The 22,134-nt window shown below is 39.7% G+C and carries 15 protein-coding genes; 1 reads left to right on the forward strand and 14 read right to left on the reverse strand.

Going from position 1 to position 22,134, the window contains the following annotated elements:
* Window positions 1-18 precede the first annotated feature (18 nt).
* The 14 genes from OC529_RS00400 to pbp2b all read right to left on the reverse strand — a co-directional run bounded on the left by OC529_RS00400 (window position 19) and on the right by pbp2b (window position 21,007).
* The gene (locus OC529_RS00400) at window positions 19-5,610 is read right to left on the reverse strand and encodes a ZmpA/ZmpB/ZmpC family metallo-endopeptidase (RefSeq protein WP_262081247.1); all 5,592 of its coding nucleotides are present in this window, start codon (window positions 5,608-5,610) and stop codon (window positions 19-21) included.
* Between the two features lie 183 nt (window positions 5,611-5,793).
* Window positions 5,794-8,586, reverse strand: a complete 2,793-nt coding sequence (gene ileS / locus OC529_RS00405; protein WP_262081248.1) for an isoleucine--tRNA ligase — start codon at window positions 8,584-8,586, stop codon at window positions 5,794-5,796.
* 252 nt (window positions 8,587-8,838) lie between these two features.
* Entirely contained in the window at window positions 8,839-9,720 is an 882-nt protein-coding gene (locus OC529_RS00410; protein WP_316043891.1) for a DivIVA domain-containing protein, read from the reverse strand.
* An 8-nt stretch (window positions 9,721-9,728) separates the two neighbouring features.
* Window positions 9,729-10,514 carry an RNA-binding protein gene (locus OC529_RS00415; RefSeq protein WP_262081249.1) on the reverse strand — a complete coding sequence of 262 codons (786 nt, stop codon included), beginning with the start codon at window positions 10,512-10,514 and terminating at the stop codon, window positions 9,729-9,731.
* Window positions 10,511-10,774 (reverse strand): YggT family protein, encoded by a 264-nt coding sequence (locus tag OC529_RS00420; RefSeq protein ID WP_050966533.1) that lies wholly within the window; start codon window positions 10,772-10,774, stop codon window positions 10,511-10,513. The genes OC529_RS00415 and OC529_RS00420 overlap by 4 nt, the downstream gene beginning before the upstream one ends.
* Window positions 10,774-11,313, reverse strand: coding sequence for a cell division protein SepF (locus tag OC529_RS00425; RefSeq protein ID WP_262081250.1), 540 nt, complete (start codon window positions 11,311-11,313; stop codon window positions 10,774-10,776). The genes OC529_RS00420 and OC529_RS00425 overlap by 1 nt, the downstream gene beginning before the upstream one ends.
* A gap of 9 nt (window positions 11,314-11,322) precedes the next feature.
* The gene (locus OC529_RS00430; RefSeq protein WP_262081251.1) at window positions 11,323-11,994 is read right to left on the reverse strand and encodes a YggS family pyridoxal phosphate-dependent enzyme; all 672 of its coding nucleotides are present in this window, start codon (window positions 11,992-11,994) and stop codon (window positions 11,323-11,325) included.
* A gap of 4 nt (window positions 11,995-11,998) precedes the next feature.
* A complete protein-coding gene (gene ftsZ, locus OC529_RS00435; protein ID WP_000144272.1) occupies window positions 11,999-13,258 on the reverse strand; it encodes a cell division protein FtsZ in 1,260 nt (419 codons plus the stop codon).
* A gap of 16 nt (window positions 13,259-13,274) precedes the next feature.
* Window positions 13,275-14,648: a cell division protein FtsA gene (ftsA, locus tag OC529_RS00440; protein WP_164226770.1), complete on the reverse strand. Its 1,374-nt coding sequence runs from the start codon at window positions 14,646-14,648 to the stop codon at window positions 13,275-13,277.
* Window positions 14,649-14,867: 219 nt separating this feature from the next.
* Entirely contained in the window at window positions 14,868-15,572 is a 705-nt protein-coding gene (locus OC529_RS00445) for a TIGR02206 family membrane protein (protein ID WP_112443903.1), read from the reverse strand.
* A 94-nt stretch (window positions 15,573-15,666) separates the two neighbouring features.
* Window positions 15,667-17,040 carry a UDP-N-acetylmuramoyl-tripeptide--D-alanyl-D-alanine ligase gene (gene murF / locus OC529_RS00450; RefSeq protein WP_218764372.1) on the reverse strand — a complete coding sequence of 458 codons (1,374 nt, stop codon included), beginning with the start codon at window positions 17,038-17,040 and terminating at the stop codon, window positions 15,667-15,669.
* Window positions 17,041-17,123: 83 nt separating this feature from the next.
* The gene (locus OC529_RS00455) at window positions 17,124-18,167 is read right to left on the reverse strand and encodes a D-alanine--D-alanine ligase (RefSeq protein WP_262081252.1); all 1,044 of its coding nucleotides are present in this window, start codon (window positions 18,165-18,167) and stop codon (window positions 17,124-17,126) included.
* 175 nt (window positions 18,168-18,342) lie between these two features.
* Window positions 18,343-18,939 carry a recombination mediator RecR gene (recR, locus tag OC529_RS00460; protein ID WP_000966754.1) on the reverse strand — a complete coding sequence of 199 codons (597 nt, stop codon included), beginning with the start codon at window positions 18,937-18,939 and terminating at the stop codon, window positions 18,343-18,345.
* Window positions 18,940-18,949: 10 nt separating this feature from the next.
* Entirely contained in the window at window positions 18,950-21,007 is a 2,058-nt protein-coding gene (pbp2b, locus tag OC529_RS00465; protein ID WP_262081253.1) for a penicillin-binding protein 2B, read from the reverse strand.
* 193 nt (window positions 21,008-21,200) lie between these two features.
* On the opposite strand from pbp2b, the gene OC529_RS00470 reads away from it, so the two are divergent.
* Window positions 21,201-22,052 (forward strand): MurR/RpiR family transcriptional regulator, encoded by an 852-nt coding sequence (locus tag OC529_RS00470; RefSeq protein WP_262081255.1) that lies wholly within the window; start codon window positions 21,201-21,203, stop codon window positions 22,050-22,052.
* Window positions 22,053-22,134 lie beyond the last annotated feature (82 nt).

A 22,134-nucleotide genomic window follows, 5' to 3' on the forward strand; every position in this document is an offset into this window, starting at 1 on the left:
TATCTTCATGTGCTACCCCTAATTAGTAAATTTATTTTCCTCATCAAATATTGAAGTTCTAAAATCATCAGTTTGATCTAGATAAGCTTTGAAAATAGCTTTTTTAAGTTTGTAAACTTTACTACTTTCTTTTGGATATAATATTGAAGCATAATTAGTAGCATCTTCTTGCACCGCTTTTTCAATCAATGTTTTTAACTTACTAATATTATCAATAGTTACCGTCTCTTGACGTCTCCAATTAGTTGGATCTATAAAGTTAATATTTGTTAATTTATTAAATTTACTTTCTCGTTCTTTATACATTGCTTTTTTAAAATCAATCCAAGACGAATACTGTTTATTAAATACCTTTTCAAGAACTAGTTTATCAGTTACCAACCCTACTTCTTTACCATATAAATTAATTTTACTTCCATTTGCTTTTGCTTCTTCTGCATATTGGTTAGAAATATATGGTACCATACCTTCTTTATATCCTTTTGCAGCTAATAGTTCAAACGCTATACGACGACCCATTAAATCACCCGGAGTCCCTTTATCATTACTTAAGGCAGAATATATTGGTGAGAAAAGATTGATTGTGTAATATCCATTTCGTTTATACTCACCTTCATCAATATACCCTCTTCTTGTGATTATATCGTTTTCTATTAAACTATTGAAAGAAGTTAATTTATTAAGCTCATCTAGTTTTAATCTACGAACAACATTTGTTGCGTAAACCTCATTTCCATCAGGATCAGGTTTAAATTTATTCTCAACTTTTCTCAACAGATCATATTTTTGATTGCTATCTAACTTAGCTACTGCTTCTCCTTCTAACATCTCAAGTGTATAAACTAAATCAAATAAATTGTGCATATATTTACGTAAATCTTCTGCATTATTAAATCGTTGAGTTGGATCTTTTACTTGTAGTCTATCAGCATTTTCCGCTTCATCATATTTCAACACAGAGTTTATCGTGATTGTTGCATCATTTGGATGATCAGGAGCTTGCAATAATCCTTTTGCATAAAACTCTGGTCCAAGCCCATTTCTTCTTCCATATCCTCCAAGATAAATCTCTCTATCAGAATTATGTGTCATTTCATGAGTATATGTTACCGCACCAGATTTATCAAGCATACGATAAGCCATATAGTAGAACGCATCTCCCGTAGCATATGCTCCGTGTCCATTATGAACAACATTATTCCCCGCAGGACCGAAGAAATGTTTTATTGCTGGATGATCAGTTTCAAAATCTGCTTGACTAGTATTTTTATCTTTATCATTACCAAATCTAAAAGAATCATATACCAAAATACTTCTAAACAATTTATCTTTTTCTTTCGTATCTAGTATTTTGTACCAATAATCATAATGATCTCTAAATCGTTTAGCCGCTTCTTGTGCATTATCTTCTACAAATTTGTTTAATTTTTCTCCCTCAGGATATTCAGAACTTCTATATCTATCGTAAGCACCAAATCCTATAGTTGAAATATTGGCAATCATAAATATCATTTTTTCTTCTGGTAAAGTTAATAACGGTAAGACCATACTTTGATATTTCCATGATGGACTAGTTAATCTATCATAAACACCTATAGAGTGTTCTGTTCCTTGTTCTGACTGCTTAGAACTTACTTCAGGAATAGTAGATTTTTCTTCAACTATATAAGCTTTAGATTGTGTTTTGAACCAGTCGTTATTAGAAGTAGTTGGTAAGAATACTTTTCTATAACCTTCTAATGCTTTAAATAAACTATCAGTTCCATAATTTTTCGCTAATAACACATTATAAGTAATTACATTATTTTTCGCTAATAAATTGTTAAAGCCAGATTTACCTAACTCAATAACATTATCTAATGCAGAACTATTAGATTTACCAAAGAAGTCTAAATGATATAATACTAAATCTTTTGCACTTGCATTATCATATTTAAAATTATACCAACGTTCTAGATAAGTTAAACCTAGAAGTAACGCTTCTTTATTATTCTTAATTTTTTCTATTACATAATTATCTATTATCTTATTACTATTTTCAGCTATTGCCGCATCAGCAGAAAGAAGTTTTGATAAACTATCTTCAATTTTTGCTTTTGTTTTCGTAAATTGTTCATCTAAATATAATTCTGTTAATTTTATATTACTAGAAATATCTAATACTTTTCTAATAGCATCTGAATTATATTGAACAGAATTCAAATCATTTAAGACAGATTTTACAATATTATTATAATCATGCAATAATGTATTAGGCGTGTACATTAGTTTTGTATTAGTGATTTCATATTCTGCTACTTTAGAGAAATCATCTTTATATGTAATATTTAATACTTGTGATTTATTACCTTCAAAATGTAACAATAATTTATTGATTTCGCGTTTATTTTTATTAATATCAGTTATTACTTCATTATTTTTCATAGGAACAACTGATAGTAGCTTTTCAGTAAATAAATCACTGTTATTCTCTACTAAATTACCATACTTAATTATTGTTTCTCTATTATAGAAAGGAAGTAATTTTTCAATATTTTTATACACTTGTTCTCTTGACTGCTGATAGTCTGTTACTTCTGTGTAGCTAGTAGTGTATCTCGAAGTAAAATCAAAATCTTCTACTTTAGTACTATGTTTAGAAACCAACTCTACTTTTTTAGCATTCACTTTATCCGCTTCTAATACAGTACCTCTTTGTTTTTCTGAATCTTTAGTCACAAGTTCATCATCTACTTGAACTACACTAACCACCTTGTTATTTTTATTACTATAGGTATTAGTTGCTTTTATTCCTGTAAAATCATAACCAGCTATAGCATTACCGTTTGTAACATTAACATCACTTAAGACATTAGATAGTTGCCCAGATTTCTCTTCACCTGATATAGCATCCCAAAGATTACCTACAACTCCTCCTACTTTACCAAAATGCTTCACATTGTTAAGATTTCCTTCAACGTAACTATTACTAATTCTAGCACTTCTATCAACAACCCCAGCTATACCACCAACTGTTTGGTCACCTTGATTAGCATTTGTCGCCATATCAATAGATGAAATTGATTTTTCTATTAAAGCATTATCACCTGAAAGTTTACCAACTAAACCACCTATTTGATAAGTAGCCGTTGTGTCATAAGTATTAGTTATTCTACCAGTATAACTACTATTCAAGATTTTAGAATCTGTAACTTGTGAAACTAAACCACCAATGCTATGTTCACCAGCAATTACACCAGATGAATGAACATTAGTAATTGTAGTACCATTATTCGCTGTTTTCGCTATTGTAGCTGCATCTTCTTTAGAAGAAACATTTGCTTCTTTAATTGAAAGATCTTGAATAGTAGCATGATTTAAAACGTTAAATAACGGTTTTTTCAGATTATATATAGCGTAGTACTTATCATTATTTTTACCAATTAATGTACCTGTAAACTCATTACTAACATAGCTTTCTTGACCATCTTGAAGTTCTACTTCACGAGCATCCATAGTTGCACCTAAACGAAACTCTCCAGAAGGATTACTATTCATTGCTTCGACTAAATTTTTGAATGATGTATAAACACCATTTTCACTTCTCACCATCTTAGGTAGGTAGTAAGTGTAATTGTCTAAAGTACTATTGTTTTCGTGTTGAATTAAATCATTAGCTTGTCCTACAATTTTGTATACTTCTTGACTATCTCTTGTAACACTTGTAATACTTGAAACAGGTAACATCACATCTTTAAAGTTCTCTGATTTGACTTTCATAAAGTAAGTATCTGGATTACTTGGTAAGGTAGCAAGTGAAGTTACATGACGATACTTATCACCTTCTTTAGAATATAGTTCAACAGAAGATATATTTCTAAGTTCTAGTTTCTTGTCGACTTCTTTTTCTTCTTTAGAAGATTCTTCTTCTGCTGGAGACGGTGTTTCTGATTTTTCTGAAGTCGTTTCTGTATCTATCGTTCTTGACGTTTCTGTTCCTGAAATTGAATCCCCTTCTTTCGGAGCCGGCGCTGAATCCACTGTTCCTGCTTCTCCTTCTGAACCTGCTCCTTCTGTTGCATTTTCTTTAGGTGTTGGGTTGGCTTCTGATTCTTCAGTTTCTTTCGCTTCTTTTGCAGTTGGTTTTACTTCTGTTCCTGATTCTGCTGTTGTTCCTTCTTCTTCTGGTGTAGCTGGTTTGGCTACCTCTGACTCTGTTCCTTTTGGTTCAGTTGCCACTTCTTCTGTTGAAGATGGTGTAGCTGCTTCTGTTGAAGCTGGGGTTTCTGGTTTTGATGGTGCTGGAGTTTCTTCTGCTGGTTGGCTTTGTTCTCCTGAAGTTGTAGCCTCTACCACTGGTGCTTCTGAAACTTCTGCTTTTGGTGTTGTTCCTGAAGCTTCTTCTGTTGAACCTAGAGTCGCTTCTGAACTTCCTTCCGCTGCTGGTGCACCTGTTGTAGCTACTTCTGAACCTGTTCCTGCTTCTTCAGTTTCTTTTACTTCATTTCCTGCTGTTGTTCCTGCTTCTTTTGGAGCTGGTTTCGCTGCCTCGGACTCTGTTACTTTTGGTTCCGGTGCTTCTGTTGCACCTGGTTGTTCTTCTTTATTTTCTGGAGTTGTAGGTGCTTCTGTTTTTGGTTCAGCCAATTCTGCTGACTCTGTTCCTGTTTCTCCTTCTGAAACTGTTCCTTCAGGTGTATCTTCTTTTGGAGTTGTAGGTGCTTCTGTTCCTGATTCTTCAGTTTCTTTTCCTGTTACTCCTGGAGTTACTTCTGAAGCCCCTTCTGTTCTTCCTGAAGCTCCATTTGCCACTAATTCTGTTGAATCTGGTGCTGATTCTGCTGTTCCTGTAAATGTTCCTTCAGGTGTTGATTCTGCTTCTTTAGGATCAGCTGGTTTTTCTACCTCTGGCGCTGATTCTGTTGGTGCTGGAGACACTGGTTTTTCTGCTTTTGGCGTTGTTACAGTTGGCTCTTCTGCTTTTGGTGCTACTGGAGCTTCTGTTTCTTCTTTAACTTCTGGGCTTGTCTCTGCTGGTGCTTCTGAAGCAGGTTCTTCACCTGATTCTTCCGCTCTTTCCACTACTGGTGCTGATACAGGCTGATAAACTAGGCTATAGTTCACAGTCATTTTTTCAACTTTCTCAGTGACATCTGTTAATTCAAAGGTAACAGCTTTTGTTTCCTGATCTTTCTTGAGCAAGACTTCGTAAGTGCGAACTTCGCCACTTGCACCACTTTCTTTGATGACAATCTTGTGTTTTGTGACTGTATCTGAAACCGTTTCAGCTTCAGTAAAGTACAATTCATTGTGTGGTAAGAATAAATTCTTGCCTGAAGCTTGATTCATTTCTTGGAGTACATCTACAGGGATATTGCTTGCTTCGCTGATAACACTTAATGTATCTCCCCACTTAATGACATACTTAAATAAATCACCTTCTTTTTGAAGGTCAGCTTTCACTTCCTCAACTGTTCTGGCTACCCAGACACCATCTTGTTCACTGGCTGATACAGTTGGGGCTAAAAAGCCCAGACCCAATAAAATCACACCTGTCGCAACAATTGCACCAGTTCTCAATTTTCTAAAGCCACGGAGGGACAAGCTTCCTCTAACATTTGTTTGTCTCATAATGTTTATTTTTCCTCACTAGTTTAAGAAATCGCAAGAAAAACAATCTTGCGATTTTAGCATACTTACTTTCTCCTAGTATTAGCAAAACCAATTCTCATCAAACTTTAGCATCTCACAAGAGAGATTATAAACTTGGAATAACTGATTTTTATATACTAGACGCATAGAAACTTTTCAACCTTATTTCTCTTCAAATCCTTCTGCGACTGCGTCCGCAAAATTTTCTTCTACAATGCTTGCACAGTGGTCACAGATGACTGCGTGGTAGCTGCGTTCTGCTGTTGTTGGGTCGATACGACGGCAACGGTCACATACTTGGCCTGCAGCGCGTTCAACTGTAAAGGCTACATCTTCGAAGATAACGGCAGCTTCTGGAGCTGGTCCTTCTGCGATGGTCAATTCAGACACAATCAAAAGTTGAGCTACATTGCTGTTTACTGCTTCGAGTAGAGTTTTCACCACTTCATTTGGGTAAACTGTCAAGTGTGCTTCGAGTGATTTACCGATAACCTTGGCATTACGAGCTTCTTCCAAGGCTTTTTGAGCTTGTCCACGGAAGTCCATGAAGGCAGCCCATGTATCCAAGATTTCTTCTTGGTTAGCAAACGTTTCTGCTTCTGGCAATTCTGACAATTGAACGAAGTCTTCTGCTTCAAACTCAAGATATGACCAGATTTCTTCTGCAGTGTGAGGAAGGATTGGTGTCAAGAGTTTGGTGATTTTGACAAGAATATCATAGAAAACAGTCTGCATTTGACGGCGTTCCAATGATTTGGCTCCTTCAATGTAAACAACGTCTTTAGCAAAATCAAGATAAAAGGCTGACAAATCAACGTTGATAAAGTTTACCAAGGCCTTGTAGATTGTCAAGAATTCAAAGTTTGCATAAGCATCACGAATGGTCTTCACAAGCTGGTTAAAGCGAATGGTCATGTACTTATCAACTGAACGAAGTTCTTCGTAAGCTACTGCATCCTCAGCTGGGTTAAAGTCAGATGTATTGGCAATCAAGAAACGGAGAGTGTTACGAATCTTACGGTAAGTTTCAGAGACTTGGCTCAAGATATCCATAGAGATACGCACGTCGTTGCTTGAGTCAACACTTGTTACCCAGAGACGCAAGATTTCCGCACCAAATTGTTTTTCAACATCGCTTGGAGCAATAGTATTTCCAAGAGATTTAGACATCTTCTCACCTTTCCCGTCAAGGGCAAAACCTTGTGACAAGATTTGTTTGTAAGGTGCTACACCATGGTTGGCAACAGATGTGATGAGTGAAGAGTTGAACCAACCACGGTATTGGTCAGAACCTTCTAGGTAAAGGTCTGCTGGGTAAGTCAACTCAGGACGGTTTACTACCACTCCATTCCATGATGAACCTGAGTCAAACCAAACGTCCATGATATCTGTTTCTTTCTTGAATTCACCATTTGGAGAACCTGGGTGAGTATATCCTTCTGGCAAGAGGTCCTTGGCATCGCGTTCCCACCAAATGCTTGAACCATGTACTTCAAAGAGTTGAGCTACATGTTCAATCGTTTCAGCAGTCATGATCGCTGTACCATCTTCAGCGTAGAAAATTGGAAGTGGAACACCCCAAGCACGTTGACGAGAGATGACCCAGTCACCACGGTCACGAATCATATTGTAAAGACGGACTTTACCCCATTCTGAGTGGAATTTCACTTTTTCAATTTCATCCAAGATTTCTTGGCGGAATTTAGAAACTGAGGCAAACCATTGTGGTACTGCACGCCAGATGATTGGTTTCTTAGTACGCCAGTCAAATGGGTATGAGTGAGAGATTTCTTCTTGGGCAAGAAGGAGGTTACCAAGTTTCTCGATAACAGTTGGAACTACCTTTTCATAGAATTGACCTTCAAACCCAGGACCAGCATTCTTCATCATGATACCACGTTCGTCAACAGTCACTGCGACTTCAAGACCATTAGCAATACCAACATTGTAGTCGTCCTCACCAAAACCAGGGGCTGTATGGACAATACCTGTACCAGAGTCAGTTGTAACGTGGTCACCAAGGATAACGAGCTCATCTACAGCTGTATCCCATGGGTGTTCTGTTACGATGTGGTTGAGTTCTTGACCACGGTAAGTTGCCAAGACTTGAACATCAACCCAGCCAAATTTTTCAGACAAGCTAGTCAATAATTCTGCAGCAACCACAAACTTACGAGGTTCAGCAGCAGGTTGAACCAAGACGTAATCAATATCCGCTCCAACAGTCAAGCCACGAGAAGCTGTGATGGTGAATGGAGTAGTTGTCCAAACAACGATATAAGTATCTGTATCTAGGATACCTTTTCCGTCCTTAACCTTGTTGGCATAGTAAAGGGAAGTTGAAATCAAGTCATGGTATTCAATCTCTGCTTCAGCAAGGGCTGACTCAGATGACCATGACCAGTAAACTGGCTTGGCACCACGGTAGATATAACCTTTATTAGCCATCTCACCGAAGACACGGATTTGGGCTGCTTCATAGTCAGGAGTCAAAGTTACATATGGATTTTCCCAGTCACCAGAAACACCCAAACGTTTAAAGTCTTCACGTTGTTTATCTACTTGAGAAAGAGCGTATTCGCGGCAAAGTTTCAAGTACTCAACCAAGTCCATTTCTTTGCGTTTAACACCTTGTTTTGCCAAAACTTGCTCGATTGGCAGACCATGAGTATCCCAACCTGGGATAAATGGTGCGTAAAAACCTGACATAGATTTTGAGCGAACAATGATATCTTTTGAAATCTTGTTCATAGCGTGTCCAACGTGGATATTTCCGTTCGCGTATGGAGGGCCATCATGCAAGGTGAAATGAGGTTTTCCTTGGTTCAATTCTTGACGACGTTGGTAAAGGTTTGCATCTTCCCATTCCTTTTGCCAAACTGGCTCTTTGGTCGGAAGGCCTGCACGCATTGGGAAAGCTGTTTTCCCAAGGTTAAGGGTATCTTTGAGTTTCATGGTATCTCCTTTATAAATAATAACAAATTAAAAACCACGACTTCCAAAAAGGACGAAAATCGTGGTACCACCTTTATTCGGAAAAAGATTTAGTCTTTCTCCCTCTTATCCCGTAACGTGGGGAACGTCAAATCCTACTAACTTCAGACTTGAGTTTTTGAGAGGATAATCTTATCGTTAGGGAATGCAGGACTCACACCATCTCCTGCTCGCTGGAAATATAAGGATAAGATATTGTTCTCAGAATATTTCTTATAAAATTGTAACAGATTCTTGCGGTGCTTCAAATCCTGGTGCTGAATCAAACGTTTCTGTAGCTGGTGTTGGAGCCGAAGGATGTACTGGAGCTACTTCTGGTTCTTCGTACATTGGACCAACTGGATGAGCAGGCTCTTCTTCCATTTGAGGACTCACTACAGGAGTTGGATCTTCCACTTCCTGTTTAGCCTGAGCTTCAAATTCAGCCAATTCTTTATTGGCTGCCTCAATACGAGCCTGTAACTCTGCCATTTCTGCTTGAGAGAACTGACGTGTCATATCAATTGGTTCTTCTTCAATTGGAGCTGGAATCGGTTCTCCAAGCACTTCGCTAACCACTTCTTTAAAGGCTTCATCACTGGTTTGAAGATAAGTAGCTGTTGGACGGAGAATATCTTCCCAATCTGAAGATTCAACAATAGCTAACTGGCTCTCAATTGTAGATTTAAGACGTTGGTGGAAGACACGACTCTTGTTCTTCAATTCTTCGGTTTCAACAGCAACTTTCTTAGCATTATCAGTTGCTTGACGAAGAATCTCGTTTGCCTTATATTTAGCTTCTTCCAACAAGCGTTGCGCATCCTGCTCTGCTTGATGAATGATATTGTTTGAACGTTCATGCGCCGCCTGTTTCACTCGCTCAGCTGTATCTTGGGCAATCAATACAGACTGGCTCAATGAATCTTTCATTTCGTCAAAGTAAGACAAACGCTCTTCTAAACTCTTAATACGCAAATCTTTATCATGATTCGCACGAACAAGATCTTCGTAATCACGAACCACAATATCTAAAAATTCATCGACTTCTTCTGGATCAAAACCTCTGAATCGAGTTCCAAAGGTCTTGTCCTTTATTTCTAATGATGTAATTGGCATTCTATTCCTCACTTATTTAATAATAACTGGACGGTTATTTTTTTCTTCTCTTTTTTTGTTTGTCCCTTATCTTGAAGCAATCTCAAGCGCCCAAATTTTCTCACACTAATCAAGTCTCCAACTTGAACAGTATAATCTGATTTGTCTACCACATGATAATTTACTTGGACAAGTTTCTTTTCAATCAACTGGTTTGCTTGATTCCTAGATAGTTTCAAAACATTTGATAAAAGAACATCTAATCGAAAACTAGACACACATAAATCCAGCTCTCGATACTGTTCTAGCTTATCTATTTTCTCGGTGAAAGGACGTTCCTCCAGCGAAACGGGTATACGGCCAATTTTCTTTAATCCATCTTGAAAGAGAAGAAGAAACTGCTGATTGATCATAATCTGCGCCCGTTCTTCATCTACTAGGATATCTCCAAAAAGTTTCCGTTCAATCCCTAATTGATTGATGACTGTCCCTAAAATCTTAGCATGCGTTAAATGTTCAAATTTATTGGAATACACAATTTCCTGGAGAGATATTTCAAAATCTGAAAACTCGGGTTGGAAATAATCTGGGTATAATAAAACTCGAACATACTCACTCGAGACGAATTCCCCACTACTGCTACAAGCAAGACCATAGGTTTTGGCCAAAATCTTTAATAGCTTCTCCTGATGAGGATTGATAAAAGGAGTTAAAAAAGGAGCATAGCTATCTTCTACCTTCTTTATCCATTCCATTCCCTTGTCAAGAAAGGGACGATCTTCTATGGAGAAATGCTGATAAATCCCTTTATTCATCCTATCATCGCCAGAAAACGGACTAGGTTTTCTCCTAAAAATCGAACCAAAACAATCGCAACCCAAACAGATAAATCAAGGCTCGCTATCTGTAAAGGCAGGCGTTGCAAGGGAGCAAGCACTGGTTTTACCAACGCTACAATCCAACGACCCAAACTGGATTCGTAGGCACCTGGAAACCAAGACATGACAGCAAAGGCCACCAAAATCAGGGAGTAAATATCTACTGCATTATAAATCATACGAATTAAAAAAATCATTATCGTACTCTATTTCGCTTCATATCAAAACCAAACTCACCCTGTTGATCTTCATCTGGTAAACGAATATCTTCAACATTGACAATAACATTCACTGGTGTCAACAGATACATTGTAGAAGCTACCTTTTTCAAATTTCCAGCTAAAACATGACAAGCTCCATCCAAATAGTCCAAACAACGACGAGCCTGCACCTCTGTCATATATTGAAAATCAATCAAGATACTTTCGTTTCCTGCCAATAAATCAACAATTTCTGTTGCATCTTCATATTTTCTAGGATAACGAACATCTATAATGACCTTATCCGTTGCACGCTGACTCTGATTTGCCAATTCCTGTTGTCTTGCATGCAGTCTGGTGATATTGTTCTCCTTTGTTCCAGCTGATTGTGGAGTTTGAGTGATTGGGAGAGCCGGTTCCTGTGAAGAATTTACTGGAGTAAGCACAGGCTCATCTCTTTTTTCATAAGGGAGACTTGAATCCTCATCCTCCGTAAAATAATCTATAAATCTATCGAATCTATCTTTTAAAGACATGGTTCTCTCCTACTTAAAAAATGATGTACCTATACGAACAAAGGTGGAACCGAATTGAATCGCTTCTTTATAATCACGACTCATTCCCATACTTAACTCGGTCATAGGCATATTTGGAATTTGTTTTTCTTGAATTTCTCTTTGCAAATCTTGGGTCGCCTTGAAAATTTCTTTCAACTGCTCACTGCTAGCCTCAAAAGGTGCCATCGTCATTAAACCAACATATTCAATCTTATCTAGTCTGGCTAACTCTGGCAAGATTTCCAGCAGTTTCTCTCTCGAAAAGCCGTGTTTGCTTTCTTCTTTAGAAATATTTACTTGAAGGAAACACTTGATGACTCGGTCACTTCTTTTTTGTATTTCCTCTGCTAGCTTGACGGAATCCAAGGCATGGAAATAATCAACGTATTGAATGACATCTTTCACCTTACGTCTTTGCAAGGTACCAATCAAATGCCAAGTCACATCTCGATCTTTTAAAGCTTCATATTTCTCCAGAAACTTATCGACACGATTTTCACCGATATGATGAACACCTAGCGGAAGCAAGGCTTCCGCTGTCGGTACATCTACATACTTGGTAACTGCAACGACAGAGACTGAACCACTCTCTCGATGAGCATTCAGACTAGCCTCTGCAACTTCTCGAAAAACAAGTTCTGTATTTTCTTTTACATTCATTTACTTAACGATTTTTGAAAAATGGAGGTGTATCCAATTCATCTTCATCTTGTGATGTTGGGGCTTCAAAGCGTTCAACTGGAGAAACGACTGAATCTGTTGTACGAACAATCGATTCACGGCGAAGATCCCAATCACCAAAAGCAGATGCCTGAGTTGGTTCCAAACGACGTGGATTTTGTTTTGGCAATTCAGCTGTTTCTGCCATATCAAAATGACGATCAAAGCCATGTGAATGAGCTGGTTTCACTGTCTCACGGTAGTTAGTAGTCGGTCTAGCTTGTGGAGCCACAACCTTTTCTACGCGGTCTTGACGAACACCCGTTGCGACAACTGTCACACGAATTTCATCACGCATACTTTCATCAATTGAAGTACCGAGCCAGATGTTCACTCCTTGACCCGCCGCCTGGTTCACAATTTGTGAAGCCTCTTCTGCTTCAATCAAGGTTAAGTCAAGACCACCAGTTACGTTGACAATCACATCTTCTGCACCGTCAATAGTTGTTTCAAGAAGTGGTGAATAGATTGCCTTACGTGCTGCTTCTACCACACGTTCTTCTCCACTACCGATACCAATACCCATTAGAGCGTTCCCTTTATTTGCCATAACTGTTTTCACATCGGCAAAGTCAAGGTTAATCAATCCTGGATTGGTAATCAAATCGGTAATTCCTTGAACACCTTGACGAAGAACGTTATCTGCTTCGCTAAGAGCCTCCAAAAGTGGTGTCTTCTTATCAACAATTTCAAGCAAGTTGTTGTTTGAAATAATCAATAGAGTATCTACATGCTCACGAAGTTGGTTGATTCCTTCAACAGCAAATTGTCCACGCTTGCTTCCTTCAAAACCAAAGGGACGTGTTACAACACCAACTGTAAGAGCACCTAAATCTTTGGCGATACGAGCAATAACAGGAGCAGCTCCAGTTCCAGAGCCTCCTCCCATACCAGCAGTGATGAAGACCATATCTGCACCACTGATAGCTTCCGTCAGCGTTTCTTCGCTTTCTTCAGCAGCTTTACGACCAACCTCAGGTTGACCTCCTGCACCCAAACCGCGAGTCAATTTAGGTCCCAACTGAATAACAGTCTCAGCTTTTGTACTACTCAATGCTTGTACATCTGTGTTTGCTGCGATAAATTCTACGCCTGTAACACCTTCGTCGACCATACGGTTGATGGCATTGCCACCACCTCCACCGACACCAATTACTTTAATCACTGCACCTTGAGCAGCAGCTGTATCAAATGAAAATGTCATAATTTATTTTTCCTCTTTATTCGTCAAACATGCTTCCGATCAAGCCACGGAAACGATCTGCTAATTTCGGTTTATTTTGTGAAGCTTGTTGGAAATCCGCCATTGGTTCTGTAGGCGCCACCGGCTCTACTTCTGGAGCAGGAGCTGGTTGAACAGGCGTTGATTGTACAAACTGAGCTGTTTTCTGAATCATTCCCCCAAAACTAATCGGTTGATGAGTCAGAGCAACTTCACCCTTGACTGCTCTTTGAGCCAAAAGATTGACTTCTGTCAATTGTCCAGCAAATTCTGATAAACTAATCACATGCGCAAAGGCCGGATTACGAATACCAACTTGGTTTGGAACATAGAGTTTGACACGGACGCCAAATACTTCCTGAGCAAGCTCAACCATACCTGGTAAAATGGCATTCCCACCGATCAAGACAATACCACCAGGGAGCTCCAATAGACGTCTTCTGTCTAATTCTTGCTTGATTTGCTCAAGGATGTGCTTGATTCGTGCAGAAATAATTTCTGACAAGTAGGCTTCCGTCACTTCGACTGCTTCTACTTCTCCAATAACTTCTACTTGGAAGGTTTCTTTGCTTGCAAGAGGCGGATAGGCTTCCCCGTAATTCAGTTTCAAGCCTTCTGCTAATTTGCGAGAGGTTTTCAAAACCTTGGAGATATCTTTAGTTACATAATCTCCACCTTCTTGGAGAATATGTGTGAATTGGAGTTCTTGGTTACGGATTGTAGCGACAGTCGTTTGACCTGCCCCCATATCAATCACTGTAGCACCAAATTCACGTTCCCCTTCGTTCAAAACTGATTGAACCATTGCTAGTGGTGAAATGATAACATTTTCAACCTGAACACCTGCACGCTCAACCGTCTTACGCAAATTGTGCAAGATAGTACGAGGGCCTGTATAAAGCAAGCCACGCATTTCAAGGCGAACCCCCATCATGCCACGTGGGTCACGAATCCCTTGGAAGCCATCCACAATAAATTCTTCAGGAATAAAGGTAATGACTTCACGGTCAGGTGTCATACTTTTTGTCAAAGCTGATTTGACAACATTTTCAACATCTTGATCCGTAATTTCCTTGGTATCAGATGTTACTGGAATCATCCCTTGAGTTGGTTCAACCTGCAAAAGATTACCAGGCAAGCCGACATTCACTGATTTAATCGAAATGCCTGCCTTTTCTTCTGCTTGGGAAATAGCTGATTTGATAGCAGTTGCTGCTGCATCAATATCAACAATAATTCCATCCTTTACACCTTTACTTTTGGCATTACTCACGCCAATTACATTTAATTCACCATTTCTCTTCTCGGCTACAAGCACCTTGACAGAGCTTGTTCCAATATCTAGACCTGTAAAAAAGCCTTCTCTAGCCATTACATCGCATCCTCTCTATCTTCCAAGTTTCGCACTTCGTATTATTCCATAGCTAAACCTAGGCATAGCTATTCACAGAATATTATAACACAAAAAATTTAATCGTGCTTGCTTTTTTCCTAAATTTCCCAGCCATTTTTTGAGTTTCTATGTTCAGAAATTCTTATTTTATAAGCTGCTTGTAAAAATTCTCTAAGACCAAAAAAAGAAAGCTCATTTCTAAGCTTTCTTTGCAATCATTTTTTCTGCTTCTTGTTCTAAAAATAGTTCCAAGATTTTCTTTGTCAACGTAATCGCTACTGACAAGGTCAGAGAAACGATTAAATAATTAGCCACTAAGCCGTGATCTCCAACCAATGGCGGTTTTGTCAAGAATCCGTAATCCCCACCTGTTACCAAATTGACTACAAAAATCAAGGCATTTAGTCCAAAGGTCATGAGAAAAATTCCCTTCACATCCAGCAATCGCGCATTATACTGTCTCAAGAGATAAACTAGAGAGTTCCCCAAGAGTGCTAAATGCCCAAAAATAAAGGATAAAATGGTGATATGGGGGAAAGGATAGGCATCTGACACTGGATAAACAAAGGCTGCTAATGTCCCAAATGTTCCTAGTAATGCAAAATATTGCCTATATTTAGACTGACCAGGAAGCAAAAGCACCACAAACATAGCCATACGGCAATGGTAAAAGGGTAAGCTTTCTGATAGTGGCATATGGTTGACCCCATACCAACCATAAAGTAGGATTAACTGAACGGCCTGTAAAATCTGGAAAAATCGTTGGTAAACTCTCGTTTCACGATAGCGATAGGCTGTATAAAAGGTCAAACCCAAGAGTGTAAATATACTGATATACCAAAAAAGATCAAACTTGGGTGGTTCTGTTGCTTGGGTCGTAAAGAAAATATCCCATAAATTCATCTAGTCTTCCTCATGATTCAAAATTTTCCTGCATTTTATTATACCATGCTATTTGTCAAAAATGGATTTATAAATACGTAAATGTTTGACAAAATTACTTGTCTTCAGTTTCTAAACTTTCTACCAACTTGGCTAGATTCATAGAATTAGAGCCTTTGAGCAGGATTTGGTCATGGGCTCCAAGTCTTTCTGTGACCTGCTTGACTAGGTCTTCAAATTGGTCTTGGTCTTCTGTTTTCTTGAAGTAGTAAACGTGGCCTATTGGGAACATTTGACTGGCAAGTTGGGCCAATTCTGCGATATCTTCTCCATAGAAAATCACGGTATCCAGCACATCTGGCGAAAGACTCAAAATCATCTGGTTATGAAGTTGAACAGACTGGTCACCAAGTTCCTTCATATCCGCCAAAACCGCAATTTTTTTGCCACCTTCATTGGCTGGAATGGCAGAGAAAGTCTCCAAAATCAGCTTCATAGCAGTTGGATTGGCATTGTAAACATCTGACAGGATGTCTGCTCCATTGGCTGCTTTCTTCCACTCAGTACGGTTACGCGTCAATTCAAGATGTTGGAAGGCCTGACGAATTTGTTCCTCAGTCACTCCTTCTTGCAGGGCAACATAGGATGCAATCATAGCATTGGTCGCATTGTACTTACCAGTCACTGGCAAATCAAGGTCTTGTTCCAAGAAATTAGCCTTAAAGGTCAAACTATCCTTGCACTCAACCAAGTCTGTGATTTCCAACTCTGCTCCTTGCCCAAAACGGACCACCTTTTTATCAGTTGGCAAGTAGTCCTCTACAATCGGGTCAGCTGGCGCTAAAAGCAAGGAACCAGATGCCATCCCGTCTGCAATTTGCATTTTCCCTTTAGCAATCTCAGAACGGTCTTTGAAAAAGGCCAAATGGGCTTCTCCAACCAAGGTCACGATGGCTGTTTTTGGACGAGCCAATTCAGACAAGAGATGAATATCTCCCAAGTGATCCTGTCCCATCTCCAAGACCAACTTTTCTGTTTCTTCAGGCATGTGGAGAACCGTGTAAGGAAGACCAATCTCGTTATTGTAGTTGCCTTGTGTTTTGTAGGTCTTGTAGGTCGTTGACAGTAAGTGCGCTAACATATCCTTGGTCGTTGTCTTGCCATTTGAACCTGTAACAGCAAAGACATCAACTCCTGTTTTTTCAAGATAGTAGGCTGCTAGTTGCTGAAAGGCAGTCAGTACATCATCTACTAGGATGTAGGGATGATTTGCGATTTCTTTCTCAGACAGGGTTGCTGCCGCACCATTTTCAAAAGCTCTTTCGATAAAGTCATGGCCATCACGCGCACCCTTGAGTGGCACAAATAAATCTCCAGTCCCAATCAAACGACTGTCAAACTCAGCCTTTTCTAACTGAGCATCTGCAAAAAGAATAACATCATTTTTAGCTCCTACAACTTGAGCCACTTCATGGATTGTTAATTTCATTTCTACTCCTTTAAAAAGGGTCGAAGTCCGAGAACTATGATCACCTTGCAGTGATGGTTCTGGCTCCTACCCTCTCTTTCATTTTATAGCAAATGCGCTTCGCGCTTGTCAAAACTTTCCTTGGCAAGGTCAACCAAACGCTCGATTAGTTCTGGGTAGCTGATTCCCATATTGTCCCAAAGCAGTGGATACATTGACCACTGGGTGAAACCTGGCATGGTATTAAGCTCGTTTAGAAAAATCTCTCCCTTATCTGTATAGAAGAAATCGCAACGAGAGAGACCGAGGCCACCAATGGCACGGAAGGCCGTTTCTGCATTTTGACGCATGACAGCTACCACATCATCACTGATTTTAGCCGGAATATCCATGGTAATCTTGTTGTCAATATACTTGGCGTCATAATCGTAGAAGGCAACATCCTTGACTACTTCTCCTGGAAGCGTACTCTTGACATCATAGTTGCCCAGTAGACCAACCTCGATTTCACGGGCATTTACCCCTTGCTCTACCAAGACACGACTGTCATATCGGAAGGCAAGTTCCAAAGCCTGACGAAGTTCTTCTTGATTTTCAGACTTAGAAATACCGACACTAGAACCCATGTTGGACGGCTTTGTGAAGACTGGATAAGCCAATTTTTCTTCCACTTCAACGATTTTAGCAGTCACATCATCCCCTTCAACGATAGCCACATAAGGAACTTGGGCAATACCAGCAGATTCTAACACACGCTTGGTAGTGATTTTATCCATTGCAAGGCTAGATGACAAGATATTGCAGCCGACATAAGGCATTTTCAAAACTTCCAAGAATCCTTGGACAGAGCCATCTTCTCCCATCGGACCGTGAAGGACTGGAAAGACCACTGCCCCTTCTTCGTAGATGGCACTTGGTGCAACTTTCTTATCCCAATCAATGGTCGCATTGGTCATGAGACGATCCTCTTGCCCCGGAGTCTGGCTAAATTCTTGCGTTTTAATAAAATCACCTGACTGACTGATAAAGAAAGTCTTAACTGTGAAACGGTCATAATTGACCGCACGCATGACACTCTCAGCTGAAAGGACAGAGACTTCGCGTTCCGCACTCCGTCCACCATATAAAAGAATAATCGTTTGTTTCATATTATTTGTCCTAATTCTACTAGAATACTCGCTCTTTAGTATATCATATTTGCTTGTTTTTTTAAAATTTGAACCTGATCCTACTCATCACACTATACAAAAAGAGGCCGATAGGAACGATTTTCAGCCTCCTTGATTTTTTATAAATGATTGGAGTTCGTAAATTTGTCTACACTTACAACTCTGTTCGATTTTCAATAGCCCGTAAGAGGGTCACTTCGTCCGCATACTCGATATCTGCTCCCACAGCAAGGCCTCGTGCCAGACGCGTAACCTTGATCCCAGCTGGCTTGAGTAAGCGGGAAAGATACATGGAAGTCGCTTCCCCATCTGCTGTGGCATTGGTTGCTACGATTACTTCTGAAACCTCACTATCCATAAGACGAGTCATGAGACTCTTGAGATTGATATCGTCTGGACTGATACCATTCATAGGGGAAATGAGGCCATGCAAGACATGATAGAGTCCGTGGTATTCTTGGATATTTTCCATGGCCGCCACATCCCGACTATCCTCTAGCACCAAAATCGTTGTCTGGTCACGAGTCGGATCAGTACAGATAGAACAAGGATCGTCGTCTGTCAAACGTCCACAAATAGAACAGTAGGTCAATTCTCTCTTAGCAGAAAGGAGATTTTTTGCAAATTCATTGACATCATCATCAGACATCCCAATCGTATAAAAGGCCAGACGCGTAGCCGTCTTAATCCCGATACCTGGTAACTTGGAATAACTGTCAATCAGCTTAGCAATAGGTGTTGGATAAAGCATAATTTCCTTTCTAGTTCATCGGATGGTATTTTTGATACAGATTGATAATGTCACGCGCAATGGAAGGTCCTACACCATTTGTTAGATTGGTATTATGAGGAAAGACCACTGCAACAGCGATTTGGGGATTATCAGATGGGGCATAGGCCACTGCATTGGTATTGGTTGCTTGCTGACCATCTGCCACATAGCTTTCGGCTGTACCCGTTTTTCCGCTAATAGATACCAAGGCACCATTTGAAAAGGCACGTCCAGTTGTCAATCCGCTAGTCCCATGAGCAACCTGATAAAAACCTTGGTGCAAGATGCTCATATCGGAGTCGGATATATTGACCTTATTCATCTCTGTCGGTTGCAGTTGCTGAATCAAGTCGCCCAGTCCTCCCTTATCATTATTGCCATAAATGCCTTCCACAATACGAGGAGCCACACGAACACCATCATTTGCAATAGTCGCCACATACTGAGCCAACTGCATGGGCGTATAGTTATCAAACTGCCCAAAGGCATTGGTGATGTAATTAGCAAAGCTATAGTCTTTGGGAACAAATCCAGTAGATTCATCTGGTAGGTCAATCCCGGTCGCAGCCCCCAAGCCATATTCGCCAAAGGTCGCACGAAGTTTTCCCATAGCTGTTTCCAAATTGCTGGTTCCAACAAACATATTTGGTTGATAGGTCTGGCCCATGATTCCAAGAGCGGTTTGAACCATGTAAGCATTAGATGAATACTCCAAGGCTTCCACAGCTGTAATAGGAAAAGATCCATATGCCAATTTATACCAAGAATAAATTGGAGCTGAACCTTGGAAAACAATAGGCTGATCTGTTAAGGTTTGGTTTCCTGATAAAACACCATTTTCCCAACCTGAGCTGATGGTAGCGGCCTTAACTACTGACCCTGGGACAAAGACATTGGTTACCGTTCCCAAGGAATCAGGCGTCAAGTCTCCCGTTTTCAAGTCATGTTTGAGACCTGACATAGACAAAACAGCACCTGTTTTGGGGTTCAAAGCGACTGCATAGACACCTTCAGAATACTTGGCTCCACCATTTCCTAGCTCGGAATTGAAATAACTTTTCAGCAGAGCATCCACGCTATCTTGGAAGGCCAAATCAATGGTCAGCTTGATATTGTTTCCCTTACTACCTTCCTCAATTGTATCCACGCTTTCCATATTACCATATTTATCCAGATGGATTTCTTTTACCGAGCGTTTTCCTTGCAAGGTCTCTTCATATTGCTTTTCCAAATAGGAGGTTCCAACACGGTCATTTAGAGAATAGCCTTTTTTAAGATAGGCTTCTGCTTCTTCCGCTGGGAGACCAGCTTTTTCACTGGATACACTCCCTACTATAGAAGAAAGGGAAGTTTCCAAAATCTTTCGATCCCAAGAAGTAGAAATACTAATGCCAGGCATCTCCTTTGAAATAGAGGCAATAACAGCCACCTGAGAATCATTTAGAGGATCTGTCGCAATGGTTCCTGTCGCAAAGTTTCCAACAGCATTTAACTGACTAAAAAGATAGATTTCTTTCTTTTCATCCTCTGTATAGTTTAGTTGACTTGTTGGGACACTATCGACCGCATTGTTATACAGTTCTGATTCGGATAGGCGATTGCCATCTGAATCCAAGCGTTTCTCACTTGGGAGAGCTTCCACTGTTTTTTTATAGATTTCAGGATCAGCCAAATAGTAATCAGCCAGCTGGCGTTCTGTCAAGTTTGGCGAACTGATGCTCACATAAGTCAGTAACTTTTTAGCTATTTCTTTTAAGTCTGTAGCCGTCATTTTATTGCTACGCGTAAAGGAAACAACCTGCTTTAACGTATTTTCTACCAAAGGTTTTCCACTAGCATCATAAATTTCCCCACGGGCAGAACTGGTTGTGACCTTGGTCTGACTAGCTGAGGCTAGCTTTTTTTCGTAAAAATCCTTGTTCAAAACCTGCATATACAACAAACGACCAATAATGGTCATAAAGAGCAAAATGACAATTGAAAACAATAAATTAAGCCGAATCGGAATCGAATGGCTGTTAAATTTTCTCATACAAATCAGTCTCATTTCTAACTTAAAATCTTACTCTTAATTGTACCACAATTTGAGCAGAAAATTATGGAAAAGAAAGAAGCTTTTTTTCGTTTTTACAGTAAGATACGTTTTTATTTATTCATCCCTATATTATATGTTATAATGAATGTAAAAGTTCAATAATCTAGTCTTTTTCCAACACGACTCATTTAAAGGAGCCTTCCCTATGGACAAACCAGATATCGCAACTGTCATTGATTCACATTTTGAAGAAATGACAGACCTAGAGCAAGAAATCGCTCGCTATTTTTTGCAAGCAGAAACCATTCAAGATGACCTTTCCTCCCAACAGGTCACTCAAAAATTACATATCTCTCAGGCTGCTCTGACCCGCTTTGCTAAAAAGTGTGGCTTTACTGGCTACCGAGAATTTATTTTCCAATACCAACATGAGGCAGAAAATCAAGCCAACCAAGTCTCCAAGCACAGTCCACTGACCAAACGAGTCCTCAGAAGCTATAGCAACATGAGGGAACAAACACAAGACTTGATTGACGAAATCCAACTAGAACGAATTGCCCAGTTAATCGAAGAGGCTGAGCGTGTCTACTTCTTCGGAACAGGGAGTTCTGGCCTCGTCGCTCGTGAAATGAAATTACGCTTCATGCGTCTAGGTGTGGTCTGCGAAGCCTTGACTGATCAAGATGGCTTTGCCTGGACAACCAGTATTATGGACGAAAATTGTCTCGTACTGGGTTTCTCACTTTCTGGCACAACTCCCTCTATTTTAGACAGTCTATTAGACGCTAAGGAGATGGGGGCAAAGACTGTACTCTTTTCAAGTGTTCCCAATAAAGATAGTCAGGCCTACACAGAGACTGTTCTTGTAGCCACCCACAGCCAGCCTTCCTATATCCAACGAATATCCGCTCAACTTCCTATGCTCTTCTTTATTGATTTGATTTATGCCTACTTTTTGGAAATCAATCGCGAAAGCAAGGAGAAAATCTTTAATAGCTACTGGGAAAATAAGAAACTCAACGGCTATCGTAGACAAAAACGCGTCAGAAAATCCTAGTTTGGTTGGGCCAAACTAGGATTGTTTTGTATTGATACTCTTCGAAAATCAAATTCAAACCACGTCAGCTTCGCCTTGCCGT

The sequence above is a fragment of the Streptococcus sp. Marseille-Q5855 genome, from assembly GCF_946901985.1.
Lineage (GTDB): Bacteria > Bacillota > Bacilli > Lactobacillales > Streptococcaceae > Streptococcus.